The organism is Aminobacterium sp. UBA4987 (genome assembly GCF_002396985.1).
In the GTDB taxonomy this organism is placed as follows: Bacteria; Synergistota; Synergistia; order Synergistales; family Aminobacteriaceae; genus Aminobacterium; species Aminobacterium colombiense.
Genome location: NZ_DGZF01000012.1, coordinates 56,944 through 73,833 on the forward strand (window position 1 = coordinate 56,944; position 16,890 = coordinate 73,833).

At 45.3% G+C, this 16,890-nt stretch carries 14 protein-coding genes; 9 read left to right on the forward strand and 5 right to left on the reverse strand.

Translation table 11 applies throughout. The features are described from left to right. Positions 1-54: 54 nt before the first annotated feature. Both B2U56_RS09325 and B2U56_RS09330 read right to left on the reverse strand, forming a co-directional pair. A complete protein-coding gene (locus B2U56_RS09325; protein ID WP_286953553.1) occupies positions 55-2,178 on the reverse strand; it encodes a CDC48 family AAA ATPase in 2,124 nt (707 codons plus the stop codon). A gap of 119 nt (positions 2,179-2,297) precedes the next feature. After that, positions 2,298-3,509 (reverse strand): pyridoxal phosphate-dependent aminotransferase, encoded by a 1,212-nt coding sequence (locus B2U56_RS09330; protein WP_213700939.1) that lies wholly within the window; start codon positions 3,507-3,509, stop codon positions 2,298-2,300. Between the two features lie 153 nt (positions 3,510-3,662). Between B2U56_RS09330 and B2U56_RS09335 the strand changes: the two genes are divergently transcribed. The 5 genes from B2U56_RS09335 (at position 3,663) to B2U56_RS09355 (ending at position 8,843) form a co-directional block, all read left to right on the forward strand. Continuing rightward, complete coding sequence (locus B2U56_RS09335; protein WP_286953555.1) at positions 3,663-4,874, forward strand: 2,3-bisphosphoglycerate-independent phosphoglycerate mutase; 1,212 nt, start codon at positions 3,663-3,665, stop codon at positions 4,872-4,874. 24 nt (positions 4,875-4,898) lie between these two features. After that, entirely contained in the window at positions 4,899-5,993 is a 1,095-nt protein-coding gene (locus B2U56_RS09340) for a 3'-5' exoribonuclease YhaM family protein (RefSeq protein ID WP_286953558.1), read from the forward strand. After that, positions 5,994-6,938: an RluA family pseudouridine synthase gene (locus B2U56_RS09345; RefSeq protein ID WP_286953560.1), complete on the forward strand. Its 945-nt coding sequence runs from the start codon at positions 5,994-5,996 to the stop codon at positions 6,936-6,938. A 153-nt stretch (positions 6,939-7,091) separates the two neighbouring features. Further along, positions 7,092-7,295, forward strand: coding sequence for a hypothetical protein (locus B2U56_RS09350; protein ID WP_286953562.1), 204 nt, complete (start codon positions 7,092-7,094; stop codon positions 7,293-7,295). A 267-nt stretch (positions 7,296-7,562) separates the two neighbouring features. Continuing rightward, entirely contained in the window at positions 7,563-8,843 is a 1,281-nt protein-coding gene (locus B2U56_RS09355) for a Glu/Leu/Phe/Val family dehydrogenase (protein WP_286953563.1), read from the forward strand. 141 nt (positions 8,844-8,984) lie between these two features. On the opposite strand, the gene asnS is transcribed toward B2U56_RS09355, so the two are convergent. Beyond that, positions 8,985-10,289: an asparagine--tRNA ligase gene (asnS, locus tag B2U56_RS09360; protein WP_286953564.1), complete on the reverse strand. Its 1,305-nt coding sequence runs from the start codon at positions 10,287-10,289 to the stop codon at positions 8,985-8,987. A gap of 288 nt (positions 10,290-10,577) precedes the next feature. Here asnS and B2U56_RS09365 point away from each other — a divergent pair, with 288 nt between their 5' ends. Then, on the forward strand, positions 10,578-12,059 hold the full coding sequence (locus B2U56_RS09365; protein ID WP_286953566.1) for an AMP-binding protein: 1,482 nt from the start codon (positions 10,578-10,580) through the stop codon (positions 12,057-12,059). 4 nt (positions 12,060-12,063) lie between these two features. Continuing rightward, complete coding sequence (locus tag B2U56_RS09370; protein WP_286953568.1) at positions 12,064-13,107, forward strand: bifunctional heptose 7-phosphate kinase/heptose 1-phosphate adenyltransferase; 1,044 nt, start codon at positions 12,064-12,066, stop codon at positions 13,105-13,107. Here B2U56_RS09370 and B2U56_RS09375 read toward each other — a convergent pair. Further along, positions 13,064-13,936 (reverse strand): haloacid dehalogenase, encoded by an 873-nt coding sequence (locus B2U56_RS09375; RefSeq protein WP_286953571.1) that lies wholly within the window; start codon positions 13,934-13,936, stop codon positions 13,064-13,066. The two genes, B2U56_RS09370 and B2U56_RS09375, sit on opposite strands and share 44 nt — an antisense overlap. Positions 13,937-14,005: 69 nt before the next feature. Between B2U56_RS09375 and B2U56_RS09380 the strand changes: the two genes are divergently transcribed. Together B2U56_RS09380 and B2U56_RS09385 are read left to right on the forward strand one after the other, a co-directional pair. Next, entirely contained in the window at positions 14,006-15,013 is a 1,008-nt protein-coding gene (locus tag B2U56_RS09380) for a hypothetical protein (RefSeq protein WP_286953573.1), read from the forward strand. Between the two features lie 96 nt (positions 15,014-15,109). Next, positions 15,110-16,504 carry a PLP-dependent aminotransferase family protein gene (locus B2U56_RS09385; protein WP_286953575.1) on the forward strand — a complete coding sequence of 465 codons (1,395 nt, stop codon included), beginning with the start codon at positions 15,110-15,112 and terminating at the stop codon, positions 16,502-16,504. A gap of 9 nt (positions 16,505-16,513) precedes the next feature. Here B2U56_RS09385 and B2U56_RS09390 read toward each other — a convergent pair whose 3' ends face one another. Further along, complete coding sequence (locus tag B2U56_RS09390; protein WP_286953578.1) at positions 16,514-16,705, reverse strand: hypothetical protein; 192 nt, start codon at positions 16,703-16,705, stop codon at positions 16,514-16,516. Positions 16,706-16,890: the final 185 nt, after the last annotated feature.

A 16,890-nucleotide genomic window follows, 5' to 3' on the forward strand; every position in this document is an offset into this window, starting at 1 on the left:
AAAGTAAGGAGAGGGGCTTTGGTGGTGTACTTCACTAAAGCCCCTCTCCTTTATTTATTGCAGACTGCTGCGGTTGCTTTTCAGAAGGGATAGAGCGATTTCAAAATGATGCTTTTCTATACATGGCGCCCCTTTTTCTCCAATTTTTAGGAAGTCGCGAATTGCAAGGGCGGAAGCCTTGCGGCAGATAAAATGTATATCCCCTCCGGAGTGTTCTTCAGTGGACCGGACAAGCTCTTCGAGATGTACGTCCTCCGCTAGAGGTTTTTTCTGTAGATGTATCTGGAAGATCTCTAGTCTGGCTTTTGCGTCAGGCATGGGAAGCTCAAGCACCACATCGAACCGGCCGCTGCTCAGAAGGGCTGGGTCAATAAGGTCTATCCTATTTGTGGTAGCGAGAATTGTAACGCCCTTAAGCTCTTCAATGCCGCTCATCTCCGCAAGGAATTGACTGATGACCCGCTCTGTAAAGCTGGCGCCAGCCCCGCTATCCCGCCCACGAATGGGGACGAGAGATTCTATTTCATCAAAATAGAGAATAGAAGGAGACGCCTGCTTCGCCTTTTTAAACACTTCCCTTATGGCCCGTTCGCTTTCCCCCACATATTTTGACATTAGAGCAGGCCCCTTTACCGGTATAAAATTCACACCGCTTTCGTGAGCCAGGGCCCTTACCAGCAGGGTTTTTCCTGTACCGGAAGGCCCGTGCAGCAATATGCCCTGGGGAGGAGTGATATTAAATTTTTCGTATACGCTGTTATATTTAAGAGGCCACTGCACTGCTTCGATAAGCTCCTCTTTAATAGCTTCAAGACCGCCGATATCACTCCAGGTTACGTCTGGAACCTCCACAAACACTTCACGGATAGCGGATGGTTCCACTTCTTTCAGTGCGTCGAGAAAATTCTCCATAGTGACATTCATAGAGAGAAGCTTTTCGTAGGGAATGACGGCCTGTTCATAGTCGATACATGGCAAAAGCTCTCTGAGAGAAGACATGGCGGCTTCCTTAGCCAGTGCTTCCAAGTCGGCTCCTACAAAACCGTGAGTAATGTCTGACAGGCGCATGAGATCAACATCTTCTGCCAGGGGCATCCCTCTTGTATGAATTTGCAAAATCTCAAAGCGGCCATTGCGGTCAGGGATGGGGATGGAAATTTCCCGGTCAAAGCGGCCAGGGCGCCGCAACGCAGGGTCAAGGGTGTTGGGAATATTTGTTGCCCCTATAACAATAACCTGTCCACGGGATTCCAATCCATCCATAAGAGCCAGGAGCTGGGCAACAACTCGCCGCTCTACCTGTTTTTCACCACCCATTTCTTCACGCTTGGGGGCGATAGCGTCTATTTCATCAATGAAAATAATCGCAGGAGCGTGGGCCTGGGCTTCATCAAAGACATTCCGCAGACGTTCCTCACTTTCACCGTAAAACTTGCCGATAATTTCGGGCCCGGAAATGTGGGTGAAATAAACGTCAGTTTCATTTGCTACCGCTCTTGCGATAACAGTCTTCCCTGTGCCAGGGGGGCCGTAGAGCAGCACTCCTTTTGGGGGCTGCACGCCTAGCCTGTCAAAGACCTGGGGGAAGCGTAGAGGCAATTCTATCATTTCACGAACACGCTGAATCTGAGGGCCGAGCCCGCCGATATCTTCGTAAGAGATCCGTGAGGTTTTTTGCTCCTCGGATAGTTGTTTTTCAACGTTTATATAGGTGGCATTGCTTATTAGGACAATTCCTTTAGGGGTCGTGTCCGTTACAAGAAAATCACATGTCCTTGTCCCATAAAGATTTGCCCGTATGCGATCCCCTTCTATCACTGGCAGCCCCTCGAGGAGGTTGCTGAGATAGACCGAATCCCGTTCTTTTTCCAGAAGGGGAGTGGATGTCAGGGGCCTGAGGGTGATACTCCCTGCAAAATGATGATCCACCTTGTGGATAGAAATCTTTTCATCAAGTCCTACTTGAGCATTCTCTCTGGTTATCCCATCGATTTGAATAGCTTTTTGTCCCATATCTCCAGAGTCGCAAGCCAGCAGCCGGGCAGGTGTTTTCCGCTTCCCTTCCAGTTCTATGATTTGTCCCTCTGAAAGCCCATATCTTTTGATATCTTCAGGATCGATACGGGCAATGCATCGCCCCACGTCTTTTGACAGGGCCTCTTTAACTCGTAACGGCATTGTGAAGCGCTCCCTTCAGTTCAGAATAAACCAGAATATATGCTACCACAAAGGCCCTTTCCGGGGTATCCTCCGGAAAGGGCCTTTGTAAGAGACTTAAAGATTTCTTTGCGTTTCTATTATTGGGCCGATACGGGTTCTACCCGCCCCGGGTAGGCCTCAAGAGCCGCCTTGAGTATATCCATGGCCTTTACGAGGTCTTCGTTTTTAAGAACATAGGCAAGGCGGGCTTCGTTTTTGCCCAGTCCAGGAGTGGCATAAAATCCTTCTGCTGGAGCTGCCATCATGGTTTCTCCGTTGATGTCAAAGTTCTGAAGCATCCAGATAACAAATTTTTCTGCATCATCGACGGGCATTTTTACAACAACGTAGAAGGCGCCTTTTGGCTGTTCGCAGACAACCCCAGGCATAGACTGAAGGGCTTTATAAAGGGTATCCCTTCTCGACTGATATTCCTTATTCACTTCTTCAAGATATGAAACCGGGGTGTTGTAAAGGGCCGTAGCCCCTACCTGCTCGAGAGTGGGAACACAGAGCCTTCCTTGACATAGTTTCAGGATTTGTTTCATAAGCTCTTCATTCTTAGATGCGACACACCCAATACGAGCACCACATGCACTATAGCGTTTTGACACAGAATCGATGATAATAACCCTATCTTCCACATCAGAAAGGTTTCCGAAGCTTGTGTACTTAAGTCCATCATAGACGAACTCTCTGTACACTTCATCGGCGATGATATAAAGATCGTGTTTTTTTGCGAGATCTGCCAACATCCTCATTTCATCAGCAGTGTAGATGGTTCCTGTGGGGTTTCCAGGGTTAGAAATGAGAATGCAGCGAGTTTTGGGAGTGATAACGGCTTCGATCTTTTCCTTGGGAGGAAGATGAAAGCCCTCTTCTGCCTTTGTTGTAATCGGAACGATATTGACATTGACGCATTTTGAAAAAGCATTGTAATTTGCATAGAAAGGTTCGGGAATCAAAATCTCTTCTCCTGGGTCACAAGTGGCCATTACAGCAAACATAATAGCTTCGCTTCCGCCGTTTGTCACAAGGATATGCTCCCGCTCGAAATGAATATCGTAGCCTTCATAGTATCTCCTCATGGCATCGCGAAGTTCGTTGCTGCCCTGGGATGTAGAGTATGCGATAACTTCCTGAGCGAAATCTTTAATAGCCTGGAGGAATGAGGGAGGAGTTTTGATGTCCGGCTGACCAATATTCAAATGATACACTTTCTTCCCTTTTGCTTTTGCTTCATCGGCGTATGGAATCAGTCTTCTAATGGGAGAAGACTGCATAGCCATAATTCTGTTAGAAAACCTCATGAAACAACGTCCCCCTTAAAATAGAAATTATGAAGCAGAACCTCATTTAAATGATAGCATAAGAGTATAAAAACGTTAACACATTCCCAAAGGGTAAGATGTAGTGAAGAATTTCCTATAAAAATATATAATTTGAGTTCCGGAGGTGTTCAAATGCATTCTCGAATGAGTTTATTGCATTCTCTTGCAACAGACAACGAAAAAAAGATGGTACTGCTTGTTATGGATGGTTTGGGAGGAGTCCAAGGGGCTGATGGGTCGACAGAACTTGAAAAAGCTCAGATCCCTCTTATGGATCGTCTTGCTGCGGAGTCGGAGTTAGGTCTTCTCTCTATGGTGGATGTAGGTATTACCCCGGGGAGCGGCCCAGGCCATCTTTCTCTTTTTGGTTACGACCCTCTCTCCTGGTCTATAGGAAGGGGAATCCTCGAAGCCCTTGGAGTGGGAGCCCATGTCGGAGCAGGGGATATATGTGCTCGAGGAAACTTCTGTACAGTTGATAGTGAAGATATTATTGTAGATCGACGGGCTGGGCGTATTCCTACAGAAGAGAGCGCTAAGGTGGTAAAAAAACTTCAAGACGCCATTCGGTCCGTAGATGATGTTCGAGTTACCTTCTACCCGGGCCTTGAACATCGTTTTGTCGTGGTATTTTCAGGAGAAGGCTTATCCGAAGAAGTAAACGATGCTGATCCTCAAAAAGAAGGGATTCCCATGCGGTGGGCCGTAGCACAAAATGAAAAAGCACGCCGAACAGAGGAGATTATTAATGCCTTTATTAAGGAGGTATGGGATGTGCTGAAAGACGAACATCCTGCCAACGGTTGTCTTCTGAGAGGTTTTTCTTCAGCTCCCCATATACCCTCCCTTGGCGAACTCTACAAGATAAAGCCGGTTGCACTAGCAACGTACCCCATGTACAGAGGGCTTGCCAGTCTCGTTGGAATGGACGTCAGAGATGCGGGAGAGACCCTTGAGCAGCTTTTTCATGCGGTAGGAACCTATTGGGAAGACTACAATTATTTTTACGTCCATGTGAAATATACAGACAGCCGCGGAGAGGATGGGAACTTTGCTGAAAAGGTAAAGGTGATAGAAGAAGTCGACCGCCTATTACCCAAGATCCTTGATTTGCGCCCCGATGTTCTCTCTATTACAGGAGACCACAGCACTCCTGCCATTCTTGCGGGCCATTCATGGCATGATGTCCCTCTTTTGCTCTGGAGCCCTTACGCCCGTCGAAGTGGTGCGGCAGAATTTGGAGAAAAATCGTGTGCTCAAGGAAATATAGGCCATATGCAGGGAGAAAAACTTATGGGACTCATGCTAGCTCACAGTCTAAAATTGAATAAATACGGTGCCTGATTTAGAAAGATTGGAAGTGATTACGTGGCTGAAGCAGAAACCCTTAAGAAAAAGACTGAAACTGTTAAGAAACAGAATGTTTTAGGAACGGGAGCTGTTAAAAAATTGCCCCGAGACAGTAAATTTTATTGTCTTGGCGTAGTGAGCAAGCTGGCTTCTAAAAAAGATAAGAATAACAAGACCTATTGGGAACTCTCTTTGATGGATAAAGAGGGGACCATCGAGGGAAAGATATGGGGCAATGCCGAATGGTGGGATTGCCGCCCAGAGGGGCTGGATGAAACAGAGTCCCAGGAAGCTAAAGAATCTAAAAAAAAGATAGATCCCCTCAAATGGGATGGCATGTCCACCCTTCAAGGGCAGACAGTAGGATTGCTGGGACAAGTCGCAGAATTTAGAGGGCAGCCTCAATACAACTTTAATGCCATTTATTATGTGGATCAGAACAAGTATCCGCCTTACACTTTTGTGCAGAGATCCCCATTTCCCCTTGAAGAAATGAAGAATGAGTTTTTGGGCCTTGTTGAAAGCTGCCAGCCGCCAATAAAAGACTTCTTGGCCTTTGTCTTCAGTGGGGATTTCTGGAGGCAGTTCGAAAATTGGCCTGCTGCTGTTTCCCATCACCACGCCTATGTTTCCGGGTTACTGGAACATACCCTGGGAGTAGCCAGGCTGGCCTGCGGCATGGTAGATGCCAGCACCAGTTCTGGATATGGCGCGAATCGAGATCTCGTGGTAGCGGGAGCTCTTCTGCATGACATAGGAAAAATTGACTCTTACCGTCTCTCTCCAGCTCCTGAAATGACAGTGGAAGGAACAGTAATCGACCACATTGTTCTGGGGTATAATCGTTTTTCTCGTCTGGCAGAGGATTTTGGACTGGGCGAAAAGTACGCTGCAGCTTTAGGGCATATTATTGTCAGTCACCACGGCTGCAAGGAATTTGGCTCACCTGTGGTTCCTGCGACTCCTGAAGCCATGATCGTTTCAGCGGCCGATGAACTTGACTTTAAGCTCTATTGCTGGCGCGATGCGGTGGATCAGATCGATGAGGGAAAAGAAATTTCAGAATGGAATTACACTGCTCAGCGCCGTTTCTGGAAATGGGAGCTGGAATAAATGTCCTATACATTTAAAGTTTCAGAGCATCACGCAGGGCGAAGACTGGATAAAGTGATCCGCACCTTATGGCCCAATCTTCCCCTGGGTGCCATGATGAGGGGGATACGCAAGGGGCTTGTCCGTGTGGATGGGAGAAAAACATCTTGTTCCGTCCGCCTGGAAGATGGGCAGTCTGTTTATGTTCCGTGGGAAGAGCCTGAGCTCATTGAAAAACCGGTGAAAACAAAAAGAACAGGAGCCCTTTCAATAGTGTATAAAGACCATTACATTATGGTCCTTAACAAAGAGGCGGGGCTTATTATCCAGCCAGACCAGTCAGGAGAAGAGAGTCTGATTGAGCGGGTATGGTCAGAGGTTGAACCGGAAGATGATTTCAGAGCCTGTGCAGTCCATCGCCTTGACCGCAATACTACGGGGCTTGTAGTGGTAGCATTACACGGCCAGTCCCTTAGGGAATTGCAGCGGGCTTTTCGTGATAACGATGTGGACAAAACCTATCTTGTGGCTGTCCGGGGACAGACGCCTCTGGAGGGGGATATTACAGCTCCCTTGCAGAAAGACAGAGACCACAACATTGTTACTGCGAGCCCTGGCGGCCTGCCAGCTCATACCCATTACGAGAAAATAACAGGAGATGACGAATACTCTCTGCTCAAGGTAAATCTGTTGACAGGACGTTCCCATCAGATACGGGTACATTTGGCCATATCGGGGTATCCAGTCATAGGAGACGTGAAGTATGGAGATTCCGCGTTGAATAGGCAATGGTACCACCGCATTCGATTGGATCACCCCCTGTTGCACGCATGGAAGATTTCTTTTAGGAGATTAAACCCCCCTCTCTCATATATAGAAAGAAAGGAATTTTCTGCGCCGCCAGATAAACTTTTTTTAAAGTTCCTTTGTACAAAGGGTTGGCAAACATACCTTGAGGGGGTATAATGTTCTCTAGCAAGCTTAATGGAGGTGCATTATATGAGGAATCTAAAGATATCAGTGTCAGACAAGGCATTTGAGCGTCTATCAAAAATGGGAGAAGGCCATCTTGTAGAGAGAACTATAGGTGGGGGTTGAGCCGCAGTTAGGGCCGTTCTCGTGGAGAGCGGCAAGGCACCAGTAACAGAGGGGTATTCTGCCTATGAGACCGAGGGAGTGACTTTGTGGATTCCTGATTTTATGGCCTTTAAGAACGATGAGGTTATTATTGACCTGAAAGGTTTTTTATGGGCGGCAAATCTTGTTGTAGTATCCGCCCTCCTCGGGCAAAGTTCAGGTTGCGGCAGTTGCAGCTGTCATTAAACGCTAAGAACATAAGCAGGAACAAGAGGCGGTTTTCAATGACCGCCTCTTGTTTTTTCGATGAAATATGAATAATAATACAGTATGCTATATTCTTTTTATAGATTAGTGAGAATTATTTTAGGTATTAAGAATTATTTATATGAAAACGATGTTTTTTATTTGGTTGGTCTGGAGAATTCGTGATATGATTATCAACTGAATGCTCCTTTGAAAGGAGCACAATTAGCGGCGTGAGCCGTCAGTATACCAGGAGGTGTTTGTTAGATGTCCGTGGTTAAGCGTACGTCCTCTAATGTACTCCTTGACACTGCTCTGAAAAATTTTTATGCAGCAGCCGAAGAAATGGGTCTTGAAGATGGGCTTATCGATATTCTAAGCCATTCCGAAAGAAAGTTGGCTGTTTCTATCCCTGTTGAAATGGATGATGGGACAGTCAAGGTTTTTGAAGGTTATCGTGTACAGCATTCTACAGCTATTGGGCCAGCTAAAGGTGGAGTTCGTTTCCATCCCGAAGTGTGCCTTGATGAATGTGAAGCGTTGTCAATGATGATGACATGGAAATGTTCTCTCGCAGGGATTCCTTACGGCGGAGGCAAGGGTGGAGTATCTTGCGATCCTCTCGAAATGTCTAAACGGGAGAAAGAGCGTGTGGCAAGAACTTATGCTGCCCGTATAGAGCCCTTTGTTGATGCATGGACAGACGTTCCGGCTCCTGACCTGGGAACTGGCGCGCCTGAGATGGTCTGGTTTATGGATACGATCAGTAAAATGAGAGGACGCCTGGAACCAGCTATTTTTACGGGTAAGCCCATAGGACTTTGGGGATCAAAAGGCCGAACAGCAGCGACAGGGTACGGTGTTGCTACTTGTGCACTCGAGCTCTTTAAAGCCCTGAAAAAAGATGTTAAGGGCGCTACCTTTGCTATTCAGGGTTTTGGAAACGTTGGCACCTACTCTGCAAAGACTCTGCAGGATGCTGGTGGAAAAGTTGTAGGCATCAGCGATATTACCGGAACCTACTATTGCAAAGACGGTATTGATGTTGATAAGGCTATGAACTATGTACAGAACATCCACCCGAAGAGACTTCTTGAGGGCTATGAACAGCCCGGTCTGGAAAAGATGGGACTTTCCGACATTCTCTTCCTTGATGTAGACCTCTTTATTCCTGCGGCTCTTGAAGGCGTTATCAATGCTAATAACGCTGATAAAGTGAGGGCCAAGTACATTGTAGAGGCAGCCAATGGGCCTCTTACACCAGAAGGCGATGCTATTCTCGATGAAAAAGGCGTTTTGATCGTACCTGACTTCCTTGCCAATTCCGGTGGAGTTATCGGTTCCTACTTCGAGTGGGCCCAGGATCTTAGTGGCTTCTTCTGGTCTATTGAAGAGTATAACGAGCGTCTGATCCGTATCATGAAAGACAACTTTGCAAAAGTTTGGGATTATTCTCAGGAGAAAAATGTTAAAATGCGTCGAGCAGCCTTTATGGCAGCGATTCAGCGTGTTTCAGACGCAGTCCGTATGAGAGGGGTTTTCCTTTAAGTTCTAGATTTTTTAAGCAAGAAAAAGCAGGGGCAATGGAAAATGTCCCTGCTTTTATTTTTTTAGTTGTTTGTTATGATAAAACTTCTTTTATCCCCATCAAAAAAACGTAGATGAGTAAGATCTATTACTGTTGTGGAGTTATGGTTTTATCCTATAGATCGTCCTCGGCCATGGACTTGCTTCCCGAATGTGCTCAAGGCCGCAAATCCATGCTATGACCCGCTCTATTCCCATACCGAATCCACTATGAACGAAAGTTCCAAACTTACGCAGATCGAGATACCAGTCATAGGACTCTTCGTTAAGCCCTTCTTCTTTAATTCTGGCAATAAGGCGTTCCATATCGTCTTCTCTCTGAGAACCTCCTATAATTTCGCCGTACCCTTCCGGAGCTAAGAGGTCATCGCATAGAACGAGGTCTGGATTTTCGGGATGTTCTTTCATATAAAATGCCTTGACCTTTTTAGGGTAGCATTCTACAAATATGGGTTTGTCAAATTGCTGAGTTAAAATAGTTTCATCTTCATTGCCGAAGTCATCGCCATATGGAGTAGAACTCCCCAGTTCGTGGAGCATTTCTATGGCTTTATCGTAGGTGATCCGATAGAAAGGAGGTTTGACCTTCTCTAGTTTCGAGAGGTCTCGCCCTAAAGATTCAAGTTCTTTTTTGCAGTGGAGAAGAACTTGTTCAACAATATAGGCAACAAGATTTTCCTGTAGCTCGATATTCAAATCGTGGTCATAAAAGGCCACTTCCGGCTCAAGCATCCAGAATTCAGTGAGATGGCGTCTGGTTTTAGATTTTTCAGCCCTAAAGGTAGGGCCAAAACAGTACACTTTTCCGAAAGCTGCAGCGGCGGCTTCAGCATAAAGCTGCCCTGTCTGGGCAAGATAGGCCTTGTCATTCTCAAAGTAATCAAGCTCAAAAAGTCCTGAGGCTCCTTCGCCAATGGAACCTGTGAGAATGGGGCTATCGATCAGCATAAAGCCCTCATTATGAAGATATTCTCTTGCGGCCCAGATTACTCTCTCTCTTATCCGCATAATAGCCTGCTGATGGCTGCTTCTGAGCCAGAGATGACGGTTATCAAGAAGAAAGTCGATACCGTGATCTTTTTTCCCGATGGGATATTCTTCATCAGGGTTTTGAATAACCTTCAGGCTTGTAACAGTGAGTTCTACTCCTGATGGCGCCCGTTCATCCAGACGAACCGAACCTTCCACCTCTACAGATGCTTCAAGCCAGAGGCGCTTAGCGTCCTCAAAAGCCTCTTCAGAAACCTCCTTTTTAACCATAACGCCTTGTACTGTTCCAGTTCCATCCCTCAACTGGAGGAAATGAATTTTACCTGAACTGCGCTTATTGTACATCCAGCCTTTAATGGTGACTCTTTCCCCTTCGTGTTGAGCCAGGTTATGAATGTAGATCCATGGTGCGGACATCTAGACCAACCTCCGTCCTATCATGTATATTACGTATGACTTATATGATACACTAAGTCGGTATCTGTAAAAAGTAAGGTTTTATAGGATATCCTCAAAGCCTTTAGATTTAGTTAGGTACAGTGCGTATGGTATAAATTGTTTGTTGAAATAAAATCCTTTCTCTGTGGCAATAGTAAAGATACCTTTAACCTTAATTACCACAGTATCATCTCATACTCTGAAAATTACAAGAGTTCAAAGTGCGGTTCAGAGTAAGCAGGACCTTTGAGGGTTGGGGGGAAAATAATGGAGAAAAATCTCGGTGATGTTGTAAAAGATTTCAGTAGAGAAGCGCCAGACAGAGATTATATATGGTGGAATGGCGAATGGTGGAGCAGAAAGCGTTTTCAGGATACTGTAGAATCTATAGAAAAAGTTCTGATTGAAGCTGGTTTTAAAGCAGGGCAGAGAGTTGTTACATTGCTCCCTAATTGCCCCCTTCTTTTAGCGTTGTCAGCAGCTTGTTGGCGGCAAAAAGGGGCGGTTGTTCCTCTTAATATGTTAGCGGGGCCCCAATCCCTTGCCAGAAGCATCGCACATGCAGAACCTTTTGTAATCGTTGTTTCTGAGGGTGTTACCCCCCTTGGCATGGAAACTTTAGAAAAAGTAGCAGTTCCGGTGATTGCTGGGAATCTTCTTGGAACACTTCCTTCCTTTTCAGGCATATGCCAAACTCCATGTGATGAAGATGTAGCCGTCCTCTTTTATACGTCAGGAACTACCGGATTGCCGAAAGCGGTTCCCTTAACCCACGGAAACATATATAGCAATGTAGAAGCAGCAGCTCAGCATTTTTCAGCATTCAAGCCGGAAGAATGCGTTATGCTGAACGCGTTGCCCAACTTTCACACGTTAGGATATTCTACCAGCGGCCTTTTGCCTCTGCTTAAAGGGGCCAGGCAAGTTGTCATCCCTTCTTTTATGCCCCCTGAAAGGGCTTTACAGGCCATTTCTGCTGCCGGAGTGAATTTTATAATAGGTGTCCCTGCAATGATAGCGTTGCTTGTAGCGGCAGCTGCCAAAGGAAGAATAGAGGTACCAAGGCATATTTCTACGATTGTGAGTGGTGGAGATCGTTTTCCTGTTTCCCTTGATGAAAGGGTTCGTTCTATCTTTGGTGTAAATGTGATGGAAGGCTATGGATTGACAGAATGTTCCCCTGTAGTTGCTGTCAACCCAGATTCGCTCCGCCGTAAAATAGGAACAGTCGGCACTTTTTTGCCGGGATTTGAGTATGAACTGCGAGATGAGAATAACAATCCTGTTCCTGGCAAAAAAGAAGGCATTCTTTGGCTGAAGGGACCTTCAGTAGTCAGGGAGTATTTTCGAGATCCTGAGAACACGGCTCTCAAATTTCAGAACGGCTGGTTTGACACGGGCGATCTCGTACGCATTGATGATGAAGGGTACGTTACTATTGTTGACAGAGTAAGCGACATTATTATCGTAGGGGGATTCAACGTCTACCCTCAGGAAGTTGAAGAAATCCTTACCAATTATCCAGGAGTTAAGGAGGCCGCAGTGGTTGGCGTATCACATTCTGTGAGCGGACAAATAGTGAAGGCCTATATTATTCGTAGTAACCCTGATATTACTATAAAAGAGCTTATGTCATATTGCAAAGGGCAGTTAGCTCATTATAAAGTTCCTCGTATCTATAAATTTGTTGATGATTTCCCCCGCAACAGTTTGGGGAAAGTGTTGAGGAGACAGTTGAGAGAAGGATAAACACATGGAATTGTTAAACATCCTTTCAAATCTTTTTAAGAACGTTCATGTGGTCGTTATTGGAGATGCTATGCTTGACCACTATATTTGGGGAGGGGTTTCCCGTCTTTCTCCAGAAGCGCCAGTACCGATAGTAGTGGTGGGTAAAGACGAGTACCGAGCAGGAGGAGCTGCCAATGTAGCGGTTAATATTGTTGCATTAGGAGGGAAAGTTACCCTCCTGTCCCCTATAGGTGCGGATTATGCCGGCAACATCCTGCTCGATGCTATTAAAGAAAAAGGGGTTAACGTTGAGACTTCTTTGAGAAGATCCCATGTTCCAACAACGGTAAAAACGAGGGTTTTGGCTCTGAACCAGCAGGTCGTAAGAATTGACAGAGAAAAGAAGATTTCCCTAACCTTAAAAGAGGAAGATGATATCCTAGGATTTCTTGATGCCATCTCGCCCTTGCCTTCAATTATTGTTTTTTCAGATTACGCAAAAGGGACTGTTACCTCTACTTTAGCAAGGAATATTATTCGCTGGGGCGATGAACATCATGTTCCGGTTATAGCTGATCCCAAGCCCCCTCACTGCCGCCGTTTCCATGGAGCAACCCTTATTACTCCAAATGTAGCCGAGGCTGGAAAACTTATAGGGAGAGGGCTTGTTGATCAGGAGGCTATAGAGGCGGGAGCTCGTGAACTGAGGGAAAAACTTTCCCTTAAAGGCGTTCTGGTAACCCAGGGCAGTGATGGTATGACCTATGCCAGTGCACAACAGACCTTTCATTTGCCTGCTCTTTCTATGGAAGTCTATGATGTTTCGGGAGCTGGAGACACCGTAGTCGCGGCAATCTCCCTGGCGCTAGGCGGTGATTTTCCTATAGAGGAAGCGTGTCGTTTTGCAAATATGGCAGCGGGTATGGCCGTACAAAAACGTGGTACCTCTATAGTTTCTTTAAGCGAGATCCTTACAGGATGTTATGCAAGAGACATGTCAGAAATGGCTCTTCGCCTTAAATCTACCTTTTTTGACCAAATAGAAAAGAAAGAGCCTCTGCGGTAGTGCTAAATGTGAATTCCTGGCCTAGAAGTGTTGGACCAATGGCTATAAAAACACCCTTCCCAAAGGACTCAAGGCTTTTTCGATCGCTTTCTGCGTCGCCGAAATATAAGGGAGAGGAGGCGTTAAAAAGGCTACAAAGAAATTCAATTCCTTTCGGAGATGGTTTTGTTATTCCTGATTCAGGAGTGACAATACGTTCGTTGGGAAAATCTTCCCACCCAAGCAAGGAAAGAGCGAGGTTCATTTCATCTTTTGACCGTCCCGTATAAATACCAGAAGGGAGGGGGAGTTTTTTCCAGTGACAGGAGATCTGGGGTTTTTCCCGTTTCCAATATCCTTTTGAAGATTTTATGAAAAGAGGCGATCTTCCTGTAATTGACATAACTTCTTCAGATCCAAAATAAAACTCCTCACAGATTCTTCGTACCATACTGCGAGAGATCCTTTCACCAAACTCTTTAATAACCCATTCTGTCACATTATTTCCGTCACACCTAATAAGAAGCCTTTCCCATTGATTAACAGGAGGTACGGCATCTTTAAAACTTTTTGTTTCTTGTGAGAGGATAGCGCAGAGAAATGCCCACGCTATGTCATAATCGTCGTTGAAGGCCTCATGTTGCTTTGCTGCATAAAAATGATCCAAAGTAAAACCTGTGCCATCCATAGTGTAATTGAGAATATTTTGCCATATCCATTGAATGCTGTCTTTTACTACCATGGGAAAAGATAAAGATGTGTCGATAAGAACACCGTCAACGTCAAATATTAGAAGGTCGGCTTTTTCTTCAAGGGTAAAGGGCATAGCAGAAACTCCTTTTAGAAACATTCTATTTGCTTCATCATCATACATGATGAAAGGAGTTTGAAAAAGAGAGAGAAGGAGGAGGCGTTTAAAATGACAGGTGATGCAATGGTACTGTTGCTTTTTGATCGTCATCATCCCTGTTGGGATGACGAGGCAGTCGCTTTGATGGAAGAGGACCCAGGGAGCCTTAAGAGGCTTTGTGACGAAGGTCTTCTGAAAAGAAATGAGACGATATATTCTCTGACCCCACGGGGGATGGAGGTTTTTAAGGAGTATTGCTCCCAATCCTTTTGTGAAAGCGTTCCAGGAGAGTCTCCCGCTAATAGCTACGGGCAGGCCTACCTTTTATGGCGCACAAAATTTAAAAATCTTCTCGATCAAAGCTTCACAGCTCGATGGGGAGCGAAGGAGTTTTATGTAGATACTTATCTTGAATATGCGCCGGCCCTCCCGGAAGAAGAACTATACCATATAGATCACCCTCCCCATGTAACATGGACCTATGATAGCCATCCTGCCGTTGAAAGAATGAAAGAAGATTTTCCTATCTTGGGCCTGAAGGCAAGGGATTCGACTCCTCCTTCTTTGGAAGTCATAGAGAGCTGGTATAGTAAGAATGAAGTTGTAAAAGGATCTTTATATGTGGATCTTTTACTATTGAATCGTTGTGATTTTGCTTATTACATGCATCATCCTAAACATCCTAACGATGTCTTGGGGCTTGTGAACGCTGACAGATTCTATTGTTTTCGCACACTTCCTCCTTTCGATCAAAGCTGTAAAAAATATATAGACATCATTGGAAAAATACATCTCTTCCTGCTTAATCAGCGTAGACTCTATATTCCGGGCTATGTAGATGTTGATTCAGCGGATCAGGATTCCCTCAATTGGGTAGTCTGGGTTGTGGATACAGAAAAAGAAGCAATATCAATGCATGGTCTTCTTGCCCCCATGGGAGAAAGTCTCATAGGTCCAGCACGTCCCATGGATGTTTGGGTTATCAGCCTTGAAGCTTTAAGGAGCGTAGAGAAAAAATATGAGTTGATCTATGACCTCTTCCCAAACGTAGCCCATCCTATAGTACGAAGCATATAATACATATAATAATAGAAATGGGCCCCGAGTCGGGGCCCATTTCTATTATGGAGCTGTTATAAATTAAGTATAATGGTTCTTAGAGCAATAAGCCTTGTGAAGGGAAAGATTGACATGATAGAGATTCCTCTTGATTACGATTCAGACATTCCCCTTTATCGTCAGATAACGTTTCATCTTAAAAAAATGATAGAAAAGGAGTCCTTGCCTCCTGGCTTGAAACTTCCAGGTTCCCGGCAGCTGGCAAAAGACCTTGGAGTAGGGCGGGTGACTGTAATTGAAGCCTATAAACTTCTAGCCGACTATGGCTATGTGGTGGAACGGGGAAGAAGTGGCACCTATGTGGCACAAAGAAAAACATGTAATGAAAACAGAGAACAAAAGATCGAAACAAATTGGGATTTAGATTGCGTTCGTCCTTCATCTGATCTTATCCCTGCAACAGAACTGTCAAGAATTGCCAGAGATGTTTTAGCCTTTTGGGGACCCCAGGCTCTTTGCGAAGCTCCTCTTGCCGGTCTGGACACACTTAGGCAGGTTTTAGTGGAGCATGGTGCATCAAGGGGAATACCTGCTTTTTGGAAAGATGTATTTGTCACTGCAGGGGGACGTCATGGTCTGGCTCTTTCATTAGGAGCATTACGGCGCTGTGGTGTTGAAAAAATGTGGGTAGAAGAGCTGACCTATCCTGACGCTATTGCCATTGCTCAGTCTGAGGGGCTAAATATAGGAATACTTCCCCCCCTTGAAGAAATCTCTGAAACATGGTATGAATCCCTGTCTGGAGCTGATGTGTTATATCTAGTCCCCAGTTTCCAGAATCCAACGGGGCAAACTATACCCGTTGCTGTGCGGCAGATGATTTTGCAAGGGAGCATTCGATACGGGTTCTGGATTCTGGAAGATGATGCATACGGAGAATTACGGTATGGAGACACGAGTATCTCTGCTCTGAAAGCAATGGATGGGGCAGACAAAGTAGTGTATCTCGGGTCATTCAGTCAAGTGCTATTCCCCGGCTTACGCATAGGCTACTCTCTTGTCCCAGAGCAACTTGAGGATTCTTTTATTTGTATCCAGGCGAGAAAATGGGGGCCAGTCTCATCCCTTGATCAACTTGTAGTGCAAAAATTTATCGAGGGCAAGGGGCTTGAATCTGCACTGGAACTGGCTCGGGGAGCCATTGAATCGCGCATGAAGGCCCTCACAGGAGCTTTGATGGAGAAATTGCCTAAAGTGCAGTTTTTAATGCCTGAAGGTGGTATATATCTTTGGCTCCGTTTGCCTGGGCTCGATGGCTGGGATGCTGCACAAAAGGCTCGAAAACAGGGGGTTCTTGTAACTCCAGGGAACATCTTTTCTTTAGATAGTAAACGGGTTGAAGCGGTTCGCTTGTCTGTTTGCGGTGTTCCCAGCGAGCATATAACGAGTATTGTCGGATGTCTTGAGAAGGCATGGAACGCTTCTTTGTTTCCTTTACACCATTTTTGAGCATGGCCATCATTTGGTAAGAGAGTTCAGATATTTTTTCCATAGCCACAGAGCCAGGAGAGCAGAAGCAGTTCCCCCTAGCAATCCGAAATAAATGTAAAAAGTGTTTCCTTTACCCCAAAGAAAGCCGCCAAGTCCGGCAAGAGCGTAGCCATAAAGAACAAGGGTAGTGATTGAAAGCAATAAAACACCAAATCTCATAAAAGACCCTCCAAATATATGCTGTATGCAGCATTAGGAATGCTGTATAATGGGCTCAATTCAGTTATTTTTTTATTTTTATAGGGTATTTTACCACGTTATACCTTGTAGAGCAGTATAACGTATGTTAAAGTTATTTATGCAAAAGACAGACTGTTATACAATTAAAATTGTCTACTTTAATC

Coding starts and splice junctions, on each gene's coding strand:
- B2U56_RS09375 (WP_286953571.1), bottom strand. CDS start 13,936: ATGTTTCTAAAAGGAGTTTCTGCTATGCCCTTTACCCTTGAAGAAAAA.
- B2U56_RS09380 (WP_286953573.1), top strand. CDS start 14,006: ATGACAGGTGATGCAATGGTACTGTTGCTTTTTGATCGTCATCATCCC.
- B2U56_RS09355 (WP_286953563.1), top strand. CDS start 7,563: ATGTCCGTGGTTAAGCGTACGTCCTCTAATGTACTCCTTGACACTGCT.
- B2U56_RS09335 (WP_286953555.1), top strand. CDS start 3,663: ATGCATTCTCGAATGAGTTTATTGCATTCTCTTGCAACAGACAACGAA.
- B2U56_RS09325 (WP_286953553.1), bottom strand. CDS start 2,178: ATGCCGTTACGAGTTAAAGAGGCCCTGTCAAAAGACGTGGGGCGATGC.
- B2U56_RS09390 (WP_286953578.1), bottom strand. CDS start 16,705: ATGAGATTTGGTGTTTTATTGCTTTCAATCACTACCCTTGTTCTTTAT.
- B2U56_RS09345 (WP_286953560.1), top strand. CDS start 5,994: ATGTCCTATACATTTAAAGTTTCAGAGCATCACGCAGGGCGAAGACTG.
- B2U56_RS09365 (WP_286953566.1), top strand. CDS start 10,578: ATGGAGAAAAATCTCGGTGATGTTGTAAAAGATTTCAGTAGAGAAGCG.
- asnS (WP_286953564.1), bottom strand. CDS start 10,289: ATGTCCGCACCATGGATCTACATTCATAACCTGGCTCAACACGAAGGG.
- B2U56_RS09330 (WP_213700939.1), bottom strand. CDS start 3,509: ATGAGGTTTTCTAACAGAATTATGGCTATGCAGTCTTCTCCCATTAGA.
- B2U56_RS09370 (WP_286953568.1), top strand. CDS start 12,064: ATGGAATTGTTAAACATCCTTTCAAATCTTTTTAAGAACGTTCATGTG.